Genomic DNA, 18,413 nt, shown 5'->3' with positions numbered 1-18,413 from the left:
GACGCTGGCGCGATTGCTCCCACGATCGCGCAGATGAGCACCGTGACAGTCAGGACGGCGACGAGCAGACGGTGTGAACTGGCGGCCGCGCCGGGACGAGGTGCGATGACGGCCTTCCTAGAGCGATCCACGCCAACCATGAAATCCCCTCTGTTGTGACCCACGCAACATACCATCCCGAGATGTGGTCCACATCACACCGTCTGCTCGTCGCCGTCCTGACTGTCACGGTGCTCATCTGCGCGATCGTGGGAGCAATCGCGGCCGCAGCTATGGGACAAACCACCGCAGCGCTTCTCATCGCGCTTGTGGCCGGTGGATGGTTCTCGACCGCCGTCCTCTGCTAGCCACATTCGCATAGCGGCTTCAGCTCACGCGCATCGGCAGTGATGTCAGACCTCGCACGCCGCAAGGTGTTTGAACCTCAGCTCCGAGCGCGCCACTGTGATCTCGAGGTGTCCAAATCGTCCGCGCAATCCCTGAGACCCTAGGGGCTTATTCGCGCGCCTTCACGGCGTCAAGGGAGCATCGCGGAAGCCGGCGCAGTGCGTCGGGATCGCTCTGCACCCAAAGGCTGCGCCGCCCGTCCTCTTCGGTGTCAACACCGATAGGTAACTCCTCGCCGCGCTTGCCGGCCGGATCGACGAAAAGCCGCAGTTCGTCGGAGTCGACGTACAACACCGCATCATCGTGCGAAAGCCGCCACGGGTGGTCATCGGTGGGCCACCGACCACCGATGACCCGAAGGGTGTCGCCCTCACCTGTCTCGCCCTCCCCATCGGTGGCGACGCAATCGACCCACAATTTCGCCGGCACCGGACGGAAGTACACCGCGAGGCGTTGGCGGTTGAGATCCAGGTCGACGGGCATTCCGATCGGCGGAAGCGATGTGCCCTCGGGTTGGTCGTTCAGCGATTTCTTGACCTGCCGAGAACCGACGCCGGTGCCGAACCAGTCGATGGTCAGGACGGTGGTGATGTACTGCGCGATCGCCAAGGTCAACAATCCGCCCGCCCCGGCGGCGCCGACCCCGGCCGCCCCCGCTACCCAGGTCACCGGCAGCGCGAGCAGACCGACGACAGCCGCCGCGCCTGCGGCCGTGGCCACTTTTCCGGCCGCTGACAGGCTGAAGTCCGCGTTCACGTCCGGCTCCGAGTTCTGCTCCGGGCGGACTCCCACGGTTCGCGGCAGCGCATCGAATCGCTCGCCGACTCGTTTGACTTCCGCCTCGTATTCCTCGGTGCTCAGGTGACCGGCGCGCTTCTTCTGACCGGCCAGATCCAGCGTCTGCTCGAGAAGCTCAATGGTGTCGACGTCGGATCGCAGCAGCTCTTTGTCCTTCGGGTCGCGCGGGATGTCGCCGAGGCCCATTTCGTAGACCACCTTGAAGGTGGCCTTGAAGTCGTAGAGCTTGGTGTCGGCGCTCACGGTGCCGTCGACGACCAATCGACCGTCCTCGGTCCGAGGCACGATATCGGCGTCGAGAGCATCGAGGCTGCGGTCTTGCCCGCCGATGCTGATGGTCTTCGGGCCCGCCAGCGCGCATGGCGCATCGGGGTCGAAGTCGCTCTCGTCGAGGCCGAAACTGTTCATCACGGTGCCACGGACCTGCCGCAATATGCTCCACCCGGTGACCGCCAAAGCCGCTCTCTCACGAGGGTTCTCGGCGAGCACGGACGCGGGTAGTTCCTCCCCCGGCGGCAACTCGCGCAGTGTCTGCAGCTGCACGACCATGGATTCCTCGGCGCCCTCACCGACCTCGAACCGCTGCACGACGGCATCGAGTTCCTTGACCGTGCTGTCGTCTTGGGCCTCGGGGTCGACGTCCACCGGCGACGGCAGGAGCGCCTGAATCCCGTTGTCCCCCATCGCCTCGAGCTGCGGGCCGACCGCATCGGCGATTTGGGCGGCAAGCGAATCGAGCACCCTGGTTCTGGCTTCATGGTCGGAGAGCCCCGGGTGCTGCAGTTTCTCCAGGTTCACCATCAGTTCCCCGGCGATGCTGTGGGTTATCCAGTGCGCCTCGGCGTAGTCGAGTTCCCAGCTGATCCGCGGGTCTTCTCCGCGGAAGACCGTAACCCCGTCCTCACGCCGCTCGACGGTCGCGCCGAACAGCAAACCGACATGCGGGTCCGGTGATGGGGCGGCCACCAGTACGGGAGCCTCCTGGGATGTGAAGTTGAGGGCTATCGTCTGCTTGCCCGGCTCTATTTGGTGCGGCTCAAGCTGGTCGTGAATTGTCAACCGCCCGAACAGGGGAATCTCATTGTAAGCAATTTCGCGCGACTCTCCTGCGCGCGGACCATCCGGGATAGTGATAGTCGCTGGGGGCAGCGACACCAACGGGATGCACGTAACCGAATCGATAACGATCTTCGAATCGAAAATCACCAGGTCAATTGCGAAGTGCCGCAAAGGGTCGCGGAGTTCACCTTCGGCTTCCTCCTGCCACAGCCGGCGACGAGCGTCACGGACGAACCAGACCCGATCCAGGGTGAGATCGAGGGTGGCCGTCGCAGAGTAGCCGGTGCCGTCGACGGACTGCGTGTACTTGTCACCGCTGAACATCTCGACCGTCTGATCCTGCACGCGTTCACGATGAATTTCGATGATCGTGTCGGGGCGATGCATGTCATGACTCCGTCCCTCGGCGGTACGCACGACACCGTCGTCGCGTATGCGGTTATCTCGGCCCGATCAGTGACTCCAGTCGGCTTGTGGTTCTTGTACCCAAAAAGGCGTGTCTCGAGTCGCCCGGGCACGTGGGAGTAGCGGCCGTCCGCCTTTTGCTAATCCGGTCGGTTCGGCGGAAATGCCGCGCGCTTCTCGATGGCTTCCCGATAGGCGTACACCCGGCCCGGAATCGTCCCGAGCACCGCGATGGTGCGACCACCCCGCCCGTAAGCGGCGACGAACTCCCAGGCGTCCGGCTTGCCTTCGACGATCTCGACGGCGTCGTAATCGGTTGGCACGCCAACCATCTGCAACTTCACATCGTATTGGTCGGACCAGAAATACGGCACCGCGTCGAATCCTTCGGCGTGCTCGGGCCCGGCCAGTAGTGTGCGCGCCGCGGCCTCCCCCTGACGTAAGGCGTCATCCCAGTGTTCAGTGCGCAGATGGCGCTCGTACAGCGGATGCCACCAGCGCGCCACGTCCCCGGCGGCGACCACATTGCCGTCGCCGGTGTTGCCCTCGGCGGCGCCGGTGGCATCGCAGACCACCCCGTCGTCCAAATGCAGACCCGAACCTTCCAGCCAGGCGGTGGCGGGAGTAACACCAAGCCCGACGATGACCACGTCAGCCGGGACCTGCGAACCGTCGGTGAGTCGAACTGCTTCCACCCGCCCGTTGCCGACGAAGGTGTCGACGCCCACGCCGACGCGCAGGTCCACCCCATGGTCGCGATGCAACTTCGCCCAGCAAGGCGCCAGCTCCGCACCTAACGCTTGAACCAGCGGCCCGGTGGCCTTTTCGACAAGCACCACATCCAGCCCCAGCAATCGGCACGTCGCGGCCACCTCGCTGCCGATAAACCCGCCCCCGATTACCACGACACGGGGACGCGAGCCGAGTCGCTCTCGAATCGCCAAGCAGTCATCGACCGTCCGCAGCAGGAGCACCCCGTCGGGAACCGGGCCGCCCGGCCATTCGCGCGGTGTGGCGCCACTGGCGATGACAAGTCCGTCGAAATCCAAGGACAGGTTCTGGCCCTCGTCGCGGACCTGGACGGTACGTGCGGACGCGTCCAGTCCGACCGCGGTTGCACCTCTGAGCACCCGTGCGTCCATGTCGAATTGCGGCGCCATGTCGACGCCCGCCCGGTGTACCTGACCGCTGAGCAGCTTCTTCGACAACGGCGGCCGATGGTAGGGCGCGTGGCGTTCGGCGCCCACAATGGTAAGGGCGCCGTCATAGCCGTCCCGTCGGAGCGTCTCCGCCGCCCGCACCCCGGCTACACCGGCACCGACGACGACCACCTCTTTGAGCTGACGACTCGACATCGGGTCAGTCCTCCACCACGATCGCCCCGGTGGGGCAGGACACCTCGGCGGCCCTCAACGGTCCGCGTAACTCTCGCCGAGGCTGCTCTTGGAGCACGTGCAGCCCGTCCTCGCGTACGTCGAAAACCTCGTGACACAGGCTCATGCACACGCCGTTGCCGTCGCAGGTGTCAAGATCCACCGAAACCTTCATCGAACTGCGACCTTTCCTTCTAGTTGAGCCCGTTCCCGGGCGGCCTTCGCCGCCGGCGAGTTCTTGATGTACTCGACTGCCATCGTCGTGACCGCTTCAGGACCCGGATGATGAGAAGGCCGCATGTACCTGGCGGGTTGCGTGACCATCAGCTGCCAGGGGCCGGGCAACTTGTACTCCCTGGCCGCACGCCACCAATCGCGCCAGCGCCACTTCTGGTCGATGGTCGGATCATGGGCCATCAGATATTTCGCTCCGGCAATCCACCACCCGTAGAACAGCGGGGTGGTCATGAACATCGAGAAGGCTCGGATGAAGTAGTTGCCGCACACGTGCTGGTAGACGTCGAACACCAGTGAGCGGTGTTCGACCTCCTCGGCCCCGTGCCAGCGCAGCAGATCCAGCATCATCGGGTCGGTGCCGGCGTAATCCAGACCGCGATTCTGTAGCACCCATTGGCCCAACATCGCGGTGTAATGTTCCAGCGCCGCAACGTCGGCCAGACGCCGATACAACCACCACCGCTTCATCGCCGGCGGAAACCACTTGGGCGGGTCACCCAGCGCCACCGACAGCATTTTCCGGAGTCGAGAGGTGTACGGCTTGGTGTCGATTCCCTGTTCAGCCAAATGGTCGAGCACCACCTGGTGCGCCCAGGCATGCCAGGACTCCTGCTGGATGAACGGTTTGATGGCCGCCTCCAGCTCCGGGTCATCGACCAGCGATGACGCCTCCAGAACGGCCTTGATGAAGTGCCGCTCCCCTTCGGGTAGCAGCAGATGCAAGACGTTCATCATGTGCGTTGAGAACGGGTCGTCGGGCACCCAGTGCAACGGTGTCTCAGACCAGTCGAATCGGACCATCCGCCGATAGCGCGGATGTCCGTCGTGGTGAAGTTGAACCTCGGGCATCAAAACTCCTCCCGTCGAGCGGCATGCTTAGTCGGTCGTTCCCGTTCTTCTCCGAAGGAAACAAGTCGGCCCGCCGCCGAACCACTGCAGGCGACCGTTCCACTGCGAACAACCGTTCACTCAGTTGCGTACCCAGGCGAGCCGTCGGTTATGCGTTACCAGCGGTACAGGATGCTGGGAGTTCGCTGGGTAGGTGAACGGGCGAGAGCAGGCACTGTGGATGAACGAGTGGAGCGAGACCCCGGGGTCCTACGACTGGGGGCGGCCAGCCTGTGATTTTGCCGTCGACGGCGCGAGATCGGCTGGACTATTCGGGCCGGTAGCGGGTAGCCATGTACAAAGCCTGCTCTATAGGCGGGAGGCCGCGGATGCCTGTTACGGCGGGCCACGTTCCCGGCGTGACGTCGGGACTGCGCAGGATTCCCATGGATCCTGGGCGTTTCCATAGCGGACGTTGGTTTCTGCTGGCCGAAGGCATGCTGGTGAGCGGGTTCGGCATTGCCGGATTGATTTCGGCGGCCCTGGATCCGCATGCCGGGGCTACCGGCGCCCCAGTTCTCGGCCTGGCGACTACTCCGGCACACAGCGCGATTCTGCTGGCGTTTGGAGTGGTGGCGATCGCCGCTATCGCCAAGCGCCGCGCGGCGGTAACCGTTACCGCACTGAGTGCGATTGCCTACTTCATGTTGTTGTTCTTCAGCAGTGTCGCAACGGCGCAAGCAAAACCGACACCGTTGGGTTTTCATGCTGCCGACATCGTGCTGCACGGCGTGCTTGGGGTCGTCAACCTGGGGTTGCTGATGTGGTTCATTCCCGACGAATTAGGAGACGAGGTCTGGGGGCCGCGACGCGGCCGCAGCCGCGATCGGCGGCGGCGTTCGGCCTCGGAAGCGGTCACCGAGCCGGCGGCTGGGTCTCTGAGTGCGGCTTCGGCGACGAAAAAAGGACCGCCGTCCACACCAGCGGCGACACCCGCTCGGGAGGCGGGCGATCATGCCAGCCGACCCCAACATCAAGAGGTAGCTGAACTGCCGCGCCAGCGTGATCCCGCCAACCCACCGGTCAGCACTCGGCCCCCACATCGCACCGTTCCCGAGCAGTCGGGGAACCCAGAGCCGGGTGAACCCGCGACTCACGACATCCAGAAGTCGACGGGGCTCAAGCACTTTGCCACTCGGACGACGGATGCGGTGCTCTCATATGGTGTCGTGCCCGTGGCCGTGGCAGCCCTGGCAGCCGTTGTCGGCATCGTTATCTGGATGCGCCGACGTTGACATTGCCGGGTCTTCGCCTACCTCAGCGTCACGCCTGAGTGCGTGGAGTCATGTCCGAGTTCGAGCTCGTGTGTGTACGGACGTCGGTATGCGGGAGGTGAGGTGACGCCTGGACATCACCGCGCCGAGCGGGATCGGTTGAGCCTCGCGTCAAGGAGCGAGTAGAGGCCACCCGTGGGGATAACGTTGTCGAGAGCGAAACCTCCTGCGGCGAGTAGCCGACGCCACTCTGACTCCGTCCGTTCCCGGCCGCCGACCATCACGAGCATGGTGAAATCGACGAAGTTGGCGAGGTGTGGAATGTCATCGTCGGGCAAGACCAGTTCCACCAGCAGCAGCCGGGCTTGCTCGGGGGCCGCCCGGGCGATATTGCGCAAAATGCGGAGTGCGTCGGCGTCGGACCAGTCGTGCAAAACGCACGAGAGCACGTAGGTATCGGCGCCGGGAACATGGTCGAAAAAGTCTCCGGCTGCGACCGTCGCGCGGTCGCTCAGTCCCGCAGCCGCCAGGGTTTCAGGCGCAGCCGCAACCACATTCGGCAGGTCGAACACGATGCCACGACAACCCGGTGTCCGGGAGAGGATCTCGGCCAGGAATGTGCCGTCGGCACCACCGATATCTGCAACGACGCCCCGTTGCGGAAACTGAAATGCATCGAGTGCGCCTGTTCGAGCGGCCGAGGTGAACTCGGCCATGGCCTTGTTTTGCAGCTGTGCGAGTTCGGTTGAAGAGCCGACCCATTCGAAGAATGGCCGGCCGAGGAAATTGGTCGCACCGACCTGGCCGGTGCGGGCGGTGTGCAACAGGTCACCGAATGGGGCGTAGTGGGTTGCCATGAAAAACCGCGCAATGCTGCGGACCGAATCAGCTGGTCCGTCGGCGAGGGTTCGACCCAGGTCGGTGATCGCGACGTTTTCACCCTCGCCACTGAACACGCCGAAAGGCCCCAGAAAGCGGATCAGCCGACCTAGGGCATCGGCATTGGCTCCAACTGCGGCCGCCAGTTCATCAAGATTGCGGGGACCGTCGAGCAGGGCGGTGGCTACGCCGAGTTCCGCCACGACAAACAGCGCCTGCGACACTTCGAAACCGCTTAACAATTGATGCATCCTTGCGGCGGGCTGCAGCGCATCGTCACGATCTAGCAGAGATTCCATCGACTCCCCCGGTTCACCTTCGGATATCGCGCTATGTGGTTGTGAAGCACGTTATTTCGCGTCTAAGTGCTGGCTAAGCGACTGGCTAAAGCCCGTAACGCACCGAGCCCTCGTCATGCCAGTTGTATGTCGTCGACGCTAGAACGGTGACCGGACCATAACTAGCCACTGCACGCAGCAGCACGGACAGAACGCGCAACGCAACTGTTGTTTCGAATGCTTGTTGTCGGAGTGGTTCCAAATGCTTAGAGTGCCCGAGCTGCTCAACTGCTGACGCGCAGTCCCTTTCGCTCCGCAAGCTCCTCTTCGGTAACCGGCTCGAGCACCGGTTGCCCGGGCAGGCAAAACAATGTCAGGACGAAGCTACAAGGAATGTCAGTGCGGTTGTTCGCGTCCTGATAGTGGATCACGTCACCGCCGGGTCCCCAGAACGCGTCTCCAGCCCGCAGGACGCGTGGCGCTTCACCCTCGAGCTCGAACAACATCTCACCGTCAATCATGTAACCGAATCCCGGACCGCCGGGAAGCCGATGTGGTGGATAACCAGGAGCGCCCGGTGGATGGTTGATGAGAACCGTCATCACGTGGGCATCTTCAGGAATCAACGGTGACGATACTTCCTGCAGCACGGTCATTGTTGATTTCGATTCGGAGCCAGTCGTATCCAACATCTGTTACCCCTATATGATAGGCAAGCACGTGCAGTGGTGGTGAAATCGCCTGGGCACCAATTACTTTCCTAAATGCTGCGGCCTGCGTCGATCCAGTCGGAGAATCGAGTAGTGAAGATGGTGGCGTGCTCGTCGGGTTCCAAGCTGTGATCGTCGATCACCGCACCGAAGTATGGCGCCTGGGGGTCGGTCACGACCCGACGTCGATCACCCTTGGCGGCCAGGCCCGTGCGGACGAAGTCGTCCATCCCCATTACTTCGGGTCCGGCGATCTCCAATACTCCGTTGATAGGCCGCCCGACAGCCGCGCGCGCGACGGCGGTGGCGACATCGTCGGCGGCGATAGGACGGAACAACGCGTGCGGCAGCCGGACAATGTCTCCCTCTGTCGCGGAATCGGCCAAGCCGACGGCGAATTCGTAGAAGGGAGTCGCTCGCACGATCGAATACGGCCGGCCCGCTTCCCTGATCAGGTTCTCCTGTGCCGCTTTCGCGGTGTTGTAGCCGCTATCCGGCATGACCTGCGCACCCACCACCGACAACGCCACATGGTGTTCGACTCCCGCTTCCTGTTCGGCTGCAAGGAGATTCGTGGTCGTGGCGGTGAAGAAGCGCATCACAGGTTCATCGTCGAACTCTGGCGAATCCGCGACGTCGACCAGGACATCAGCACCGGCGAGCGCGCTGGCAAGGCCTTCACCGGTGAACGAATCGACACCTGATCGGCGTGAGGCGATGACGACGTCGTGGCCCTGCGCGCTGAGCTTGGACGCGACTTTCGAGCCGATCAGCCCGCGACCGCCGATGACTACGATCTTCATGATTCACCTTTCAGAGTTGCGTTCAACTGGTCACTTCGGTTTCGTGCCTTCCGCCGCCGGTCGAATCCCTGACAGCACCAACGATCCCTTCCGCCCTGCGCAGCCCGGTTAGGTGTTAGGTGCTGTCGGGCGCAGCGGGCCGCGACACCGGGCGGAGCAATCCCTGATATTGGTCGGTCACCAGATCCCGGTATTCAGGATGGCGCAGGATGTAGTCAGCCGTGATCTTGCACCGCGGAATAACCGTGTGCCCGGCCCTGCGGATCAGTGTGAGCACACCACTGATCATCGCTGAGGAGACACCCCGATAACGCCATTGCGTATCGACTTCGGTGGCCATCAACACGATGTGGCCGCGGTAGCGGCGGTAGGGCTGCCGACCAATCACCTGGTCGTCTACGGCGGCCTCGAACCGCCCTTCTTGGGTGTTGTCGGTGATGATGGTCAGCAGTCCATCGTGAGCACTGCGTTCGATACTGCCCATCGGCGTTGGTGATTCACTCACAGTCAAAATCCCTTCCATGTCATCACAGGCGGCAACTCGGCGGACGTCAAGCTCGTGCAGCCGCGCAACGGCCCACGGGACCTGGGCTAGCGGTCAGCCGACGTCCTCGTCGTCCTGGTCAAACTCTTCGCGCGCGACACCGTAGAACGATGGACCGTCGTGTGGGCTGCCACTGATCTGACCGCGGTGGCGCCGCGGCCACAGCGGCGGTTCCTCGGTGTAGCCGAACTCGGGCTCCTCAGCGGCTAGGCGCTTATCCAGCGTCAGATTTTCCTTCGGCGAGATCCAGCGCAATGGTGCGTCGACCACGATGTCACCATCGTCGTTGCGCACCTCGTCGGAGTCCAGAGATTCGCTGGGACCCAGGGTGTTATCGGGCCCCGGGTCGTCGTAATCGCCGTCCATGGTTGTCCTCCTTGATATTTCGCTGGCGCACGGATGAGCTTCCCGCCAACTTTGCCTGAACATAAAGGCATTTCGAATCCGACGGTTCGTTACCAAATAGGTTCACCGGGGAATTTCAAGTTGAAGCGTTTGCATAGTTCGGGGACACTGTCGACATCCATCTCGAGGTCGTATCGCGCACAGAGTTCATCCAGGTTCTCTGTCGATATCTGGTCCACCCCGCCGAGGTCAGCAAGCTCGTCGAAGAACTGCTCAAATCCTGCGGGGGAAATGATTTCAAGGATGCGGGCGGGCTCATCGCCCGCGTTCCAGAACGTATGCCATTGGCCTCGTGGCTTGAAAATGAAGTCGCCGGGTCCACCGTAGAGCACCTCATCGCCAAGCAAAGCGCCGACGCGTCCCTCGATGATCCAGCTGTACTCATCTTCGTTGTGGTGGCGATGAAGCGGTGAGGCTAGCGCTCGGGGCGACATCGGATGCTCGAGGACAGAGAAGCGTCCTTGCGCGTGGACCCAATCGACGATGTGGCGGACACCGATCGTCCCAAGGAACACCGACTTGCCCTCGGTGCGGCCGACAGACTTAGCCGGCGGGCCCCCTGGCCTCAAGATGTCGTCTGTCGCGCCGGCCGCGGCCGGCTTCTTGTTGTGTTCGCGTGACACGGTGCTCCTTAGCTAAGTGTGCGGACAATTGCCCTGCACGCCAGAATGTTCCGGGCGGCCCGCTACCGGCAGAGGACCTTCGTCGGGCTAGTTGCGGCCGGCCATGATGCCGCCGTCGACGTTGAGAATTGCACCGGTTACCCAGCTGGCCGCCTCGGAGAGCAGATACGTGACGGCGTTGGCGACGTCGGCAGGGGTGCCGACCCGTCCCAGCGGATGAACCGGCGCGAAAGCGTCGAGCGTGGCGTCGATCTCGTCTATCGGGACCCAACGCTCGAGAGCGGGGGTTTTCACGGCGGCCGGTGCCACCGCGTTGACGCGGATCTTGTGCCCGGCGAGCTCGATGGCCAGGTTATGGGTGAGCGCATGCAGGCCGGCTTTTTGCATCGAGTGCCCAGTGGATGGGGTCAGACCGAGCGCCTGATGCGCCCACATGCTGCCGATGTTCACGATGGAGCCGCCCTCCCCGCGGGCGATCATGCCCGCAACCACGGTCTGGGTCAGGAAGAACAGGGCATAGTTGAGCTCCATGTAGGAGTCGTAGTCCCTCGCGTCGTACTCGAGGAACGCCTTGGGGATGAAGAATCCGGCCGCATTTACCAGCAGTGTCGCGTCGCTGTGATCGTCCGAGAGCGCGTGCTGCACATCCGCGATCGCAGCGCGATCCGTCAGCTCGGCGGCGATGCCAAAGGCTTCGCCACGTCGGCTCGTCAGCTGAGCGACGGTGTCGTCGACACGCGCTTTCGAGCGTCCGACGATGACCGCGCTCCCGCCGTGATCGACGATGTCGATCGCGACCTGCCGACCCATTCCGGCACTGCCGCCGACAACAATGACCTTCTTGCCCCCAAAATGCATATGCGGGTTCCCTTCCTGGTTCCCCTGACGGCTCCGACTGGACCGCCTTGATATCGACGACGCGTAACGGCCTGAGCCAAGGCGCCAGCGAACGGGGTGACAATCCCGCCCGGTCCTCGTCGTACTGAGATTGCAGCCGGGCGGGGTGAGCTGTCATCACCCCAACCACCTATTCACCCGGGTGAGTAATGAAGCGAAGAGTGAAGCTAAGGCCGCGCGATAGTTAGTTCGTTGGCCTAAATGAATTGCGCGCCATCTGCTTTGCGGAACAAAATTGTTCGGCCTCGATCTGAAAGCAGCTTCGATTCAGGGTCATGGCGCGTACGCTGAGCGATATGGTCAAGACCAAGACCAAGGTCTGCGTACATTGCGGCCATACGTTCGATCCGAACGACCGCCCGCGTGACCTATCCGATCCGGAATGGCTTCCGGCCGCATCGGCCTATTGTTCGCATGATTGTAGCGACCGGTTCCATTGCGATATGGGGCATTGCTGCTCGACCCACGTCAAGGAGAAGGCTCGGCGCGAAGCCGCCAAGGCGGCCCGCTCCTCCAATGGCTAGGAGAGCATAGCGGGCGGACACTACGCCTGCGGATCCGACGCAGCCCCGTGCCGCGGGTGGTACAACAAGGCACGAACCAGCGGGCGCGGCCCCACGGACCGAAGCATCTGGCTTGCCGGCCGGACGCGTACCCGCTTCGGCCACCAGAACCAGCGTCCCATCACCGTCATGATCGACGGCGTGATGAGCGATCGGACGACGAAGGTGTCGAACAACAGGCCGATGCCGATCGTCGTGCCGAATTGGCCGATCGCCCGGAGATCGCTGGTGATCATCGTGGCCATGGTGACCGCGAACACCACACCGGCGGCAGTCACCACCGGTCCGGTCACACCCATGCCGCGGATGAGTCCCGTTTTCAGGCCGGCTCCGATCTCCTCCTCGATTCGGGACACCAGCATCAGGTTGTAGTCGGATCCCACCGCCAAGAGCACGATCAACGCGAATTCGGTTGCTACCCAGTGTAACTGGAAATTGCCAAGGTGCTGCCAAATCAGTGTCGAGAACCCGAAGGCGGCCCCCAACGACATCACGATGGTGCCGACGATGACACCCGCCGCGACCAATGCGCGGGTGACGATCACCATGATGATGAAGATGAGCACGATCGAGGCCACCCCGGCGATCATCAGGTCGTACTTGGCGCCGTTGGCGATGTCGTAAAACGTTGCGGCCGTGCCGCCGAGGTAGATGTCGGCGTTCTCCAGCGAGGTGAGTTTCAGCGCCTCCTTGGCCGCTTGGCGCTCCTGATCGACGGACGCGATGCCCTTCGTCGTCGCCGGATCCACTGCGTGCGTGATGATGAAGCGAGCGGCCTTGCCGTCCGGCGACACCATCAAGCTCAACCCCAGCAAGAAGTCTGGGTTCTGGAAGATCTCGGGTGGCAGGTAGAACAGGCTCTCCACCTGAGAGTCGTTGAACGACTTGCCCATTACGGCGTTCGTGTCGGTCAGCCGGTCGAACTGATCGATCAGACTGTCGAACGAGCTGTAGATGGTCAGCGTCGTATCCCGGATCGACTTCGAGACAGCGATATTCTCGGGGATGATCGCCAGCAATTCGCGCGTGGCCTTGGCCGTGTCGGTAAGGTCGCTAGTGAGGGCGTGGAACTTTTCGGCCAGCTGATCGAACCCGTCCAGCGCGTCGAAGAGCGATCGTAACGACCAGCAGATCGGGATGTCGTAGCAGTGCTTCTCCCAGTAGAAGTAACTGCGAATCGGTCTCCAGAAGTCGTCGAAATCCGCGATGTGGTCCCGGATCTCGTCCGTGATGGCCGCCGTCTCCCCCGTGGTTTTCGAGCTGTCGTCCGCGGCGTTCGCGAGCTTCTGGGTCACTGCGTACTGGCGCTCCAACAGGGCGATCTGGGTGTCGAGGAAACCGGTGATCTTCTTGATGTCGGCGACGCGGTCCTTCAGGTAGTTCAGGTTGCTGCGGATCGGCGCGCTTTGCACACTGAGCTGGAACGGAATGGATCCGTCTTGAATCGGCGGGCCGAGGGGTCTGGTGATGCTCTGCACCCGTTCGATGCCGGGCACCCGGAAGATGGCGCCGGCAATCTTGTCCAGGACCAGCATGTCTCGGGGATTGCGCAGATCGTGATCCGATTCGATCATCAGAAGGTCCGGGTTCAAACGGGCCTGGGTGAAGTGTTGATCGGCCGCGGTGTACGCCTGCACTGACGAAGCGCTCTGCGGCAGGTAGTACAGGTCGTTGTAGCGCGGCGTGAAGCCCATCAAGCCAATTGCGCCGACGATCGCGAGGATGACAGAGGTGGCGAGGATGGGCGCCGGCCACCGCACGATGGCCGTCGCCAAACGGCGCCACCGTGTGTAGTTGAATTCGCGCTTCGGGTCGAAAAGACCGAAGCCGCTTGCGAAGGCGATCAGCGCCGGAGTCAGCGTGACCCCGGCGGCCACCACCACCAGCAGGCCCACTGCGCACGGAAACGCCAGCGAACTGAAGTACGGCAGCCGGGTGAATTTCAGACATGCCAGCGCCCCAACGATCGTCAAACCCGAACCCAGCACCACCTTGGTGACACCGGCGAAGGTGTCGTAGTAGGCAGCTTCGCGCTGCAGGCCCCGTTCGCGGCCCTCCTGGTAGCGGCCGACCATGAATATCGCGTAGTCGGTACCCGCCGCGATGGCCAATGCGGTCAGCAAGTTGACGGCAAAGGTCGACAGCCCCATGATGCCGGTTTCGCCCAGTAGCGCTACCACGCCGCGGCCGGTAGCCAGTCCGACGAACAGGATGACCATCGTCAGCAGCACCGTGCCGATGGACCGATACACGAACATCAGCATGATCGCGATGATGATGATGGTGATGATCGTCATCTTGGCCAGGCTCGCGTCGCCGACAACGATCGTGTCGGCTGTCAGGGCTCCCTGACCGGCGACGTAGGCCTTCACCCCCGCCGGCGGCTTCGAATCCGCGACTATTTTGCGAACCGCGGCAACCGATTTGTCCCCGACGGCGCCGCCCTGGTCACCGCGGAGGTTGACCTGGACATAGGCGGCCTTGTGGTCGTAGCTCTCGACACCGGAGGACGTGAATCGCTGCCCCCAGAAATTTAGCGCGTGCTCGACGTGTTCGTGATCCTGCTGCAGCTTCCTGACCAGATCGTCGTAATACCGGTGAGCGTCCTCGCCGAGAGGTTTGTCACCGACCAGAGTCACCAGGACGAGGTTGTCGGAGTCGTACTCCTTGAATTTCTGCCCGATGTGCTTCATCCCGGTCACCGATGGTGCGTCGGACGGCGAGAGGGGCACCGAGACCTCCTCGGCAACCTTCTCCAACTGTGGGACGAAGACGTTGACGCCGATCGCGATCAGCAGCCACAACACGATGATCGGCAGCGCCAAAACGCGGATGGTGCGGGCTAGTCGCGGTTTGCGCTCGACTTCGGTGCGCTGCGCGACGGGAATTCTGTCCGTGTCGCTCGTGTCGTCGGTCACGCGGACTTGTCCAAGCAGGAAACCTGCGCGTGCCGGTTGTTGGCCTGTTGTTGATCGACCAATTTGCCGTCGACGGTGATGCGGCAGCCGATGAAGGGACTGTCACCTTGGGCGACGACGTAGGCGAAGATGCCGGGCATCTCGGCGACGATCGTCTTCGACCACGGCAATGTCGTGAAGCTCGCCTTCTGCGGTAGTGAGTCCGCATCCATCCAGTTGACGACGCCGGTCGTCCCGGGCGGTCCCAGGATTTCGTAGATGGCGGTCTTGGCCGCATACGGCGGGGTCGCGTCCCGGGGATCGGGCTTGGGCAGGCCAGGTCCCGGGAAGACGCCATTGAGTCGCATCACTGCAACGCCGCCGATGATCAGCGCCACGGCCACAACCATCGGGACCCATGTCCGCTTGAGAAGCCTCAACACCGTGCCCCCCGATCAGGAATGCTCGATGGGCCGATATTAAGGCATCTCTTCGCGTGCGCCACGGCTAGCCGAACGCCATGGCGGTCGAGTTGATTCCCGGGGCGGGCTCCTTCGCTGTGATGGTGAAGGTCACTATTTCCTTTCGGCGATTGCGTAAACGCTCACTGCGGAGGGGCGGGTTCGGTTGCGGCCGAGGGGCTGCTGGCCAGGGCCGGTTGAACACCGGGCCGGTCGCGGCACAACGCCGCGACGTCGCACGGCACAGGTTGGCACCCGGCGGGCGGATTGGCTATCAACATTGTGGCGCACACTGCGCCCAGGGCGAATAGTGCGGCGCTGACCTCTAACACGTGGGCGAATCCGGTAGCGCTTACCGTGCCAACGCTGATCAGGCCGATCGACCCGATCGACATCAGCGCGGCGAGTCGTGAGACGGCGTTGTTGATTGCCGATGCCAGGCCGCTGTGTTCGGTCGGCACCGAGGCCAGCGTCACCGACATCAGAGGTGTGATAGTCGTGACCAGCCCGATGGCCAGGACGGTCATCCCGGGAATGAGGTCGGTGATTGCGTGGAATCCATTGGGTTTAGGGCGGATCAGCAGCAGCCCGATTCCCGCTAAGACGGGGCCCGCGATCAGGAACGCGCGTGGTCCCACCCGCGCGGCGATGCGGCCGACGTGACGGGCGAACACGAACGACAGCGCCGGGATCGGCAGGGTGGCCAGTCCGGCCGCGGTGGCTGAGTAGCCGCCGACTTCTTGGGTGTAGAGGGCGATGGCCAGCGAACCCAGCGTCAACGCGCCGTAGACGAACGCGGTGACGAGGTTGGCCGCAGCGAAGTTGCGAAAGGTGAACAGCGGCAACGGAAGCATCGGACACGTGCTGCGGCGTTGCCATCTCACGAAGCCGGCCAGTGCGGCCATCCCGATCACCAACGGTGTGATGACCATCGGGTCGGTCCAGCCATCACGTTGCGATTCGATCAACGCATACACGGTCGCCGCCAGCCCCACCGCCGACAAGCCCGCCCCGGCGGTATCGACGCGGGCGCCTTCGACCCGCCCCGACGTCGGGCACAGCCAGAACGTCAGCGCATACCCGACCACCATGGGGATCGCTGACAACACGAAAATCCAACGCCAGCCTAGGAAATCCACGCACAATCCGCCCAGCAGGGGGCCCAAGGCGAAGGCGGTTCCCGTCCACCCGGTCCAGACGCCGATCGCCGCGGACTGGTGCGCTTTGTCGAACACCGTGTTGATCAGCGCCAGCGAACCCGGCACGAGGAACGCCGCACCCACGCCCTGAATGAGGCGCGCGGTGATCAGCATCGCCGGTGACGCGGCAACCGCCGCCAGAACCGACCCCGCCCCGAAAGCCAACAGCCCGAACCGCATCACCGGAACGCGCCCGAACAGATCCGAGATCGACCCGCCGGGCAGAATCGCGGCGGCCGTCGCCAACAGGTAGCCATCGACGATCCATTGTTGCAACGCCAGGCCGCCACCGAGGTCGTGCTCGGTGGCCGGCAAAGCCAGGTTGATCACGGTGGAGTCGAGGAACGCGACCATCGACACCATTACCGCGACCACCATCGCGCGGCTGGTCGGTGCCGCGTCGCGCAACGTCACTGTGAGCTCACCATCGGTCGAAACGCAGCACGTCGTCGAGCGGAATCCGTTTGGCCCGGCGGAAGGTCGTGCCGGTGTAGTACGCGGTGGGGATGGTCGTGGCGTGATAGACGTTGTCGGGCAGTCCGAGGATGGCCCGCATCTCGTCGTCGGCCATTATGGTCACCCCGGTCCACGTGGTTCCCAAGCCCCGAGAGCGCGCGGCGAGCATGTAGCTCCATGTGGCGGGCATGACCGAACTCCAATACTGGTTGGCGTTTTCGGCCGTCAGCCTGCCGTCACCATCGATGACCTCGACGCACGGGATCATCAACACTGGGACCTCGCAAAAGTGCTCGGCGAGATACGCCGCACTGTCGGACACCTTGCGCTGCTCGCGATTGCGGGCGGGGTCGTCCTTGAACCGATCAGCGACCGCGAAAGGGGACGCGACAATCAAGTCCCATGTGCGGCGGTACACATCGCCGATCGCGCGGCGCTGTTCGGCATCGGTGACGACGATGAAGCTCCAGTTCTGCACGTTGGATGAGGTCGGCGCCTGCACCGCGATTTCCAGGCATTCCCGGATCAGGCCGATGGGAACAGGTTTCGTCAAATCGAGACGCCTGCGCACCGAGCGGGTCGTGGTCAGCAGTGCGTCGGTGGACAAGTCGACGATGGGGTAATCGCTCATGTCGGCAGGATGGCGATGACTTCGACTTCCACGCGGATGTTAGGCCACACCAGCCCGTCGATGATGCTGAACATGCCGGCGGGTTCGTGGCGGATGATCTCCTTGCTCACCGCCAAGTAGGTGGACGCATTGTCACGGCTGGTGACCCATTGGCGCATGTAGACGATGTCGGTGAGCTCGGCGCCGGCCTTGCGGAGCGCGCTTTCGACGTTGGCCCAGCACTGCCGGGCTTCGTCGGTGAAGTCCTCGGGCAGGGAGCCGTCTTCGCGCACCCCGGGTGTTCCGGCAACGAAAATGTATGTGCCGCCGCTGGATACCGCGACAGCGTCGGCGTATTTGCCGATGTGATCGGCCACTCCGGTACGGATCCGGCTAATGGTGGTCATCTCGAGACTCCTTGGTGATGTGAGATTTGTTCGGCGGGTAATGGCGACTTTGCTAGATGTTTTTCGTGATGACCACCCCGTTGGACTCGTGGCCGGCGACGACGTGCGCGAGGGCGGAAGCGGCCTGATCCAGGCCACAGGAGCGGGGGGTCGGCATGCTCAACCGGCCGGAGGCGAGTATCGCGGCCAGGCGGTCGAGTTGAGCGCCGTCGGAACGGACGTAGACCGCGGTTACGTTGATGCCGCGGGTGGGATCACCGGCGGGCTCATTGTCCAGCTGGCCGCCCTGCGTGGTGTCGATGTGCTCGCCACCGCCGGTC

Annotated in this window: 18 protein-coding genes and 1 pseudogene; 2 read left to right on the top strand and 17 right to left on the bottom strand. The window is 63.3% G+C overall.

Annotated elements, in window-relative coordinates; genetic code table 11:
- Window positions 1-495: 495 nt before the first annotated feature.
- The 4 genes from A5652_RS09630 to A5652_RS09615 all read right to left on the bottom strand — a co-directional run bounded on the left by A5652_RS09630 (window position 496) and on the right by A5652_RS09615 (window position 5,108).
- Complete coding sequence (locus tag A5652_RS09630) at window positions 496-2,631, bottom strand: hypothetical protein (protein WP_067349772.1); 2,136 nt, start codon at window positions 2,629-2,631, stop codon at window positions 496-498.
- 158 nt (window positions 2,632-2,789) lie between these two features.
- Window positions 2,790-4,004: an NAD(P)/FAD-dependent oxidoreductase gene (locus A5652_RS09625; protein WP_067349768.1), complete on the bottom strand. Its 1,215-nt coding sequence runs from the start codon at window positions 4,002-4,004 to the stop codon at window positions 2,790-2,792.
- A 4-nt stretch (window positions 4,005-4,008) separates the two neighbouring features.
- Window positions 4,009-4,197 carry a ferredoxin gene (locus tag A5652_RS09620; protein ID WP_067349764.1) on the bottom strand — a complete coding sequence of 63 codons (189 nt, stop codon included), beginning with the start codon at window positions 4,195-4,197 and terminating at the stop codon, window positions 4,009-4,011.
- A complete protein-coding gene (locus A5652_RS09615) occupies window positions 4,194-5,108 on the bottom strand; it encodes a metal-dependent hydrolase (RefSeq protein WP_067349759.1) in 915 nt (304 codons plus the stop codon). The genes A5652_RS09620 and A5652_RS09615 overlap by 4 nt, the downstream gene beginning before the upstream one ends.
- 368 nt (window positions 5,109-5,476) lie before the next feature.
- Between A5652_RS09615 and A5652_RS09610 the strand changes: the two genes are divergently transcribed.
- Window positions 5,477-6,382: a DUF4383 domain-containing protein gene (locus A5652_RS09610; protein WP_197513871.1), complete on the top strand. Its 906-nt coding sequence runs from the start codon at window positions 5,477-5,479 to the stop codon at window positions 6,380-6,382.
- 116 nt (window positions 6,383-6,498) lie between these two features.
- On the opposite strand, the gene A5652_RS09605 is transcribed toward A5652_RS09610, so the two are convergent.
- From A5652_RS09605 to A5652_RS09575, 7 genes are all read right to left on the bottom strand, one after another.
- Window positions 6,499-7,539: a methyltransferase gene (locus tag A5652_RS09605; RefSeq protein WP_067349752.1), complete on the bottom strand. Its 1,041-nt coding sequence runs from the start codon at window positions 7,537-7,539 to the stop codon at window positions 6,499-6,501.
- A 263-nt stretch (window positions 7,540-7,802) separates the two neighbouring features.
- The gene (locus A5652_RS09600) at window positions 7,803-8,210 is read right to left on the bottom strand and encodes a cupin domain-containing protein (protein ID WP_067349748.1); all 408 of its coding nucleotides are present in this window, start codon (window positions 8,208-8,210) and stop codon (window positions 7,803-7,805) included.
- Window positions 8,211-8,278: 68 nt separating this feature from the next.
- Entirely contained in the window at window positions 8,279-9,031 is a 753-nt protein-coding gene (locus tag A5652_RS09595) for an SDR family oxidoreductase (protein WP_067349743.1), read from the bottom strand.
- A 115-nt stretch (window positions 9,032-9,146) separates the two neighbouring features.
- Window positions 9,147-9,536 (bottom strand): GNAT family N-acetyltransferase, encoded by a 390-nt coding sequence (locus tag A5652_RS09590; RefSeq protein WP_067349740.1) that lies wholly within the window; start codon window positions 9,534-9,536, stop codon window positions 9,147-9,149.
- 93 nt (window positions 9,537-9,629) lie between these two features.
- A complete protein-coding gene (locus tag A5652_RS09585) occupies window positions 9,630-9,941 on the bottom strand; it encodes a hypothetical protein (protein ID WP_065075053.1) in 312 nt (103 codons plus the stop codon).
- Window positions 9,942-10,030: 89 nt separating this feature from the next.
- A complete protein-coding gene (locus A5652_RS09580; protein WP_232001145.1) occupies window positions 10,031-10,603 on the bottom strand; it encodes a cupin domain-containing protein in 573 nt (190 codons plus the stop codon).
- A gap of 87 nt (window positions 10,604-10,690) precedes the next feature.
- The gene (locus A5652_RS09575; protein ID WP_067349737.1) at window positions 10,691-11,461 is read right to left on the bottom strand and encodes an SDR family NAD(P)-dependent oxidoreductase; all 771 of its coding nucleotides are present in this window, start codon (window positions 11,459-11,461) and stop codon (window positions 10,691-10,693) included.
- 335 nt (window positions 11,462-11,796) lie between these two features.
- Between A5652_RS09575 and A5652_RS09570 the strand changes: the two genes are divergently transcribed.
- Window positions 11,797-12,024, top strand: a complete 228-nt coding sequence (locus A5652_RS09570) for a ferric uptake regulation protein (RefSeq protein WP_067349734.1) — start codon at window positions 11,797-11,799, stop codon at window positions 12,022-12,024.
- Window positions 12,025-12,044: 20 nt separating this feature from the next.
- On the opposite strand, the gene A5652_RS09565 is transcribed toward A5652_RS09570, so the two are convergent.
- The 6 genes and pseudogenes from A5652_RS09565 to A5652_RS09540 all read right to left on the bottom strand — a co-directional run.
- On the bottom strand, window positions 12,045-14,981 hold the full coding sequence (locus A5652_RS09565) for an RND family transporter (protein ID WP_067349731.1): 2,937 nt from the start codon (window positions 14,979-14,981) through the stop codon (window positions 12,045-12,047).
- On the bottom strand, window positions 14,978-15,400 hold the full coding sequence (locus A5652_RS09560; protein WP_197513869.1) for an MmpS family transport accessory protein: 423 nt from the start codon (window positions 15,398-15,400) through the stop codon (window positions 14,978-14,980). Before A5652_RS09560 ends, A5652_RS09565 begins: the two co-directional genes overlap by 4 nt.
- A 164-nt stretch (window positions 15,401-15,564) precedes the next feature.
- The gene (locus A5652_RS09555; protein ID WP_067349775.1) at window positions 15,565-16,998 is read right to left on the bottom strand and encodes an MFS transporter; all 1,434 of its coding nucleotides are present in this window, start codon (window positions 16,996-16,998) and stop codon (window positions 15,565-15,567) included.
- 43 nt (window positions 16,999-17,041) lie between these two features.
- A complete protein-coding gene (locus A5652_RS09550; RefSeq protein WP_065075050.1) occupies window positions 17,042-17,707 on the bottom strand; it encodes a nitroreductase family protein in 666 nt (221 codons plus the stop codon).
- Window positions 17,704-18,093 carry a RidA family protein gene (locus A5652_RS09545; protein ID WP_067349726.1) on the bottom strand — a complete coding sequence of 130 codons (390 nt, stop codon included), beginning with the start codon at window positions 18,091-18,093 and terminating at the stop codon, window positions 17,704-17,706. The genes A5652_RS09550 and A5652_RS09545 overlap by 4 nt, the downstream gene beginning before the upstream one ends.
- Before the next feature lie 52 nt (window positions 18,094-18,145).
- Window positions 18,146-18,413, bottom strand: a pseudogene (locus A5652_RS09540) (hypothetical protein); the annotation flags it as partial.

This window comes from Mycobacterium sp. 1165178.9, from assembly GCF_001673555.1.
GTDB lineage: Bacteria > Actinomycetota > Actinomycetes > Mycobacteriales > Mycobacteriaceae > Mycobacterium.
Note: the sequence above shows the minus strand (reverse complement) of the source record. Positions and strands in the feature narration are given on the sequence as shown.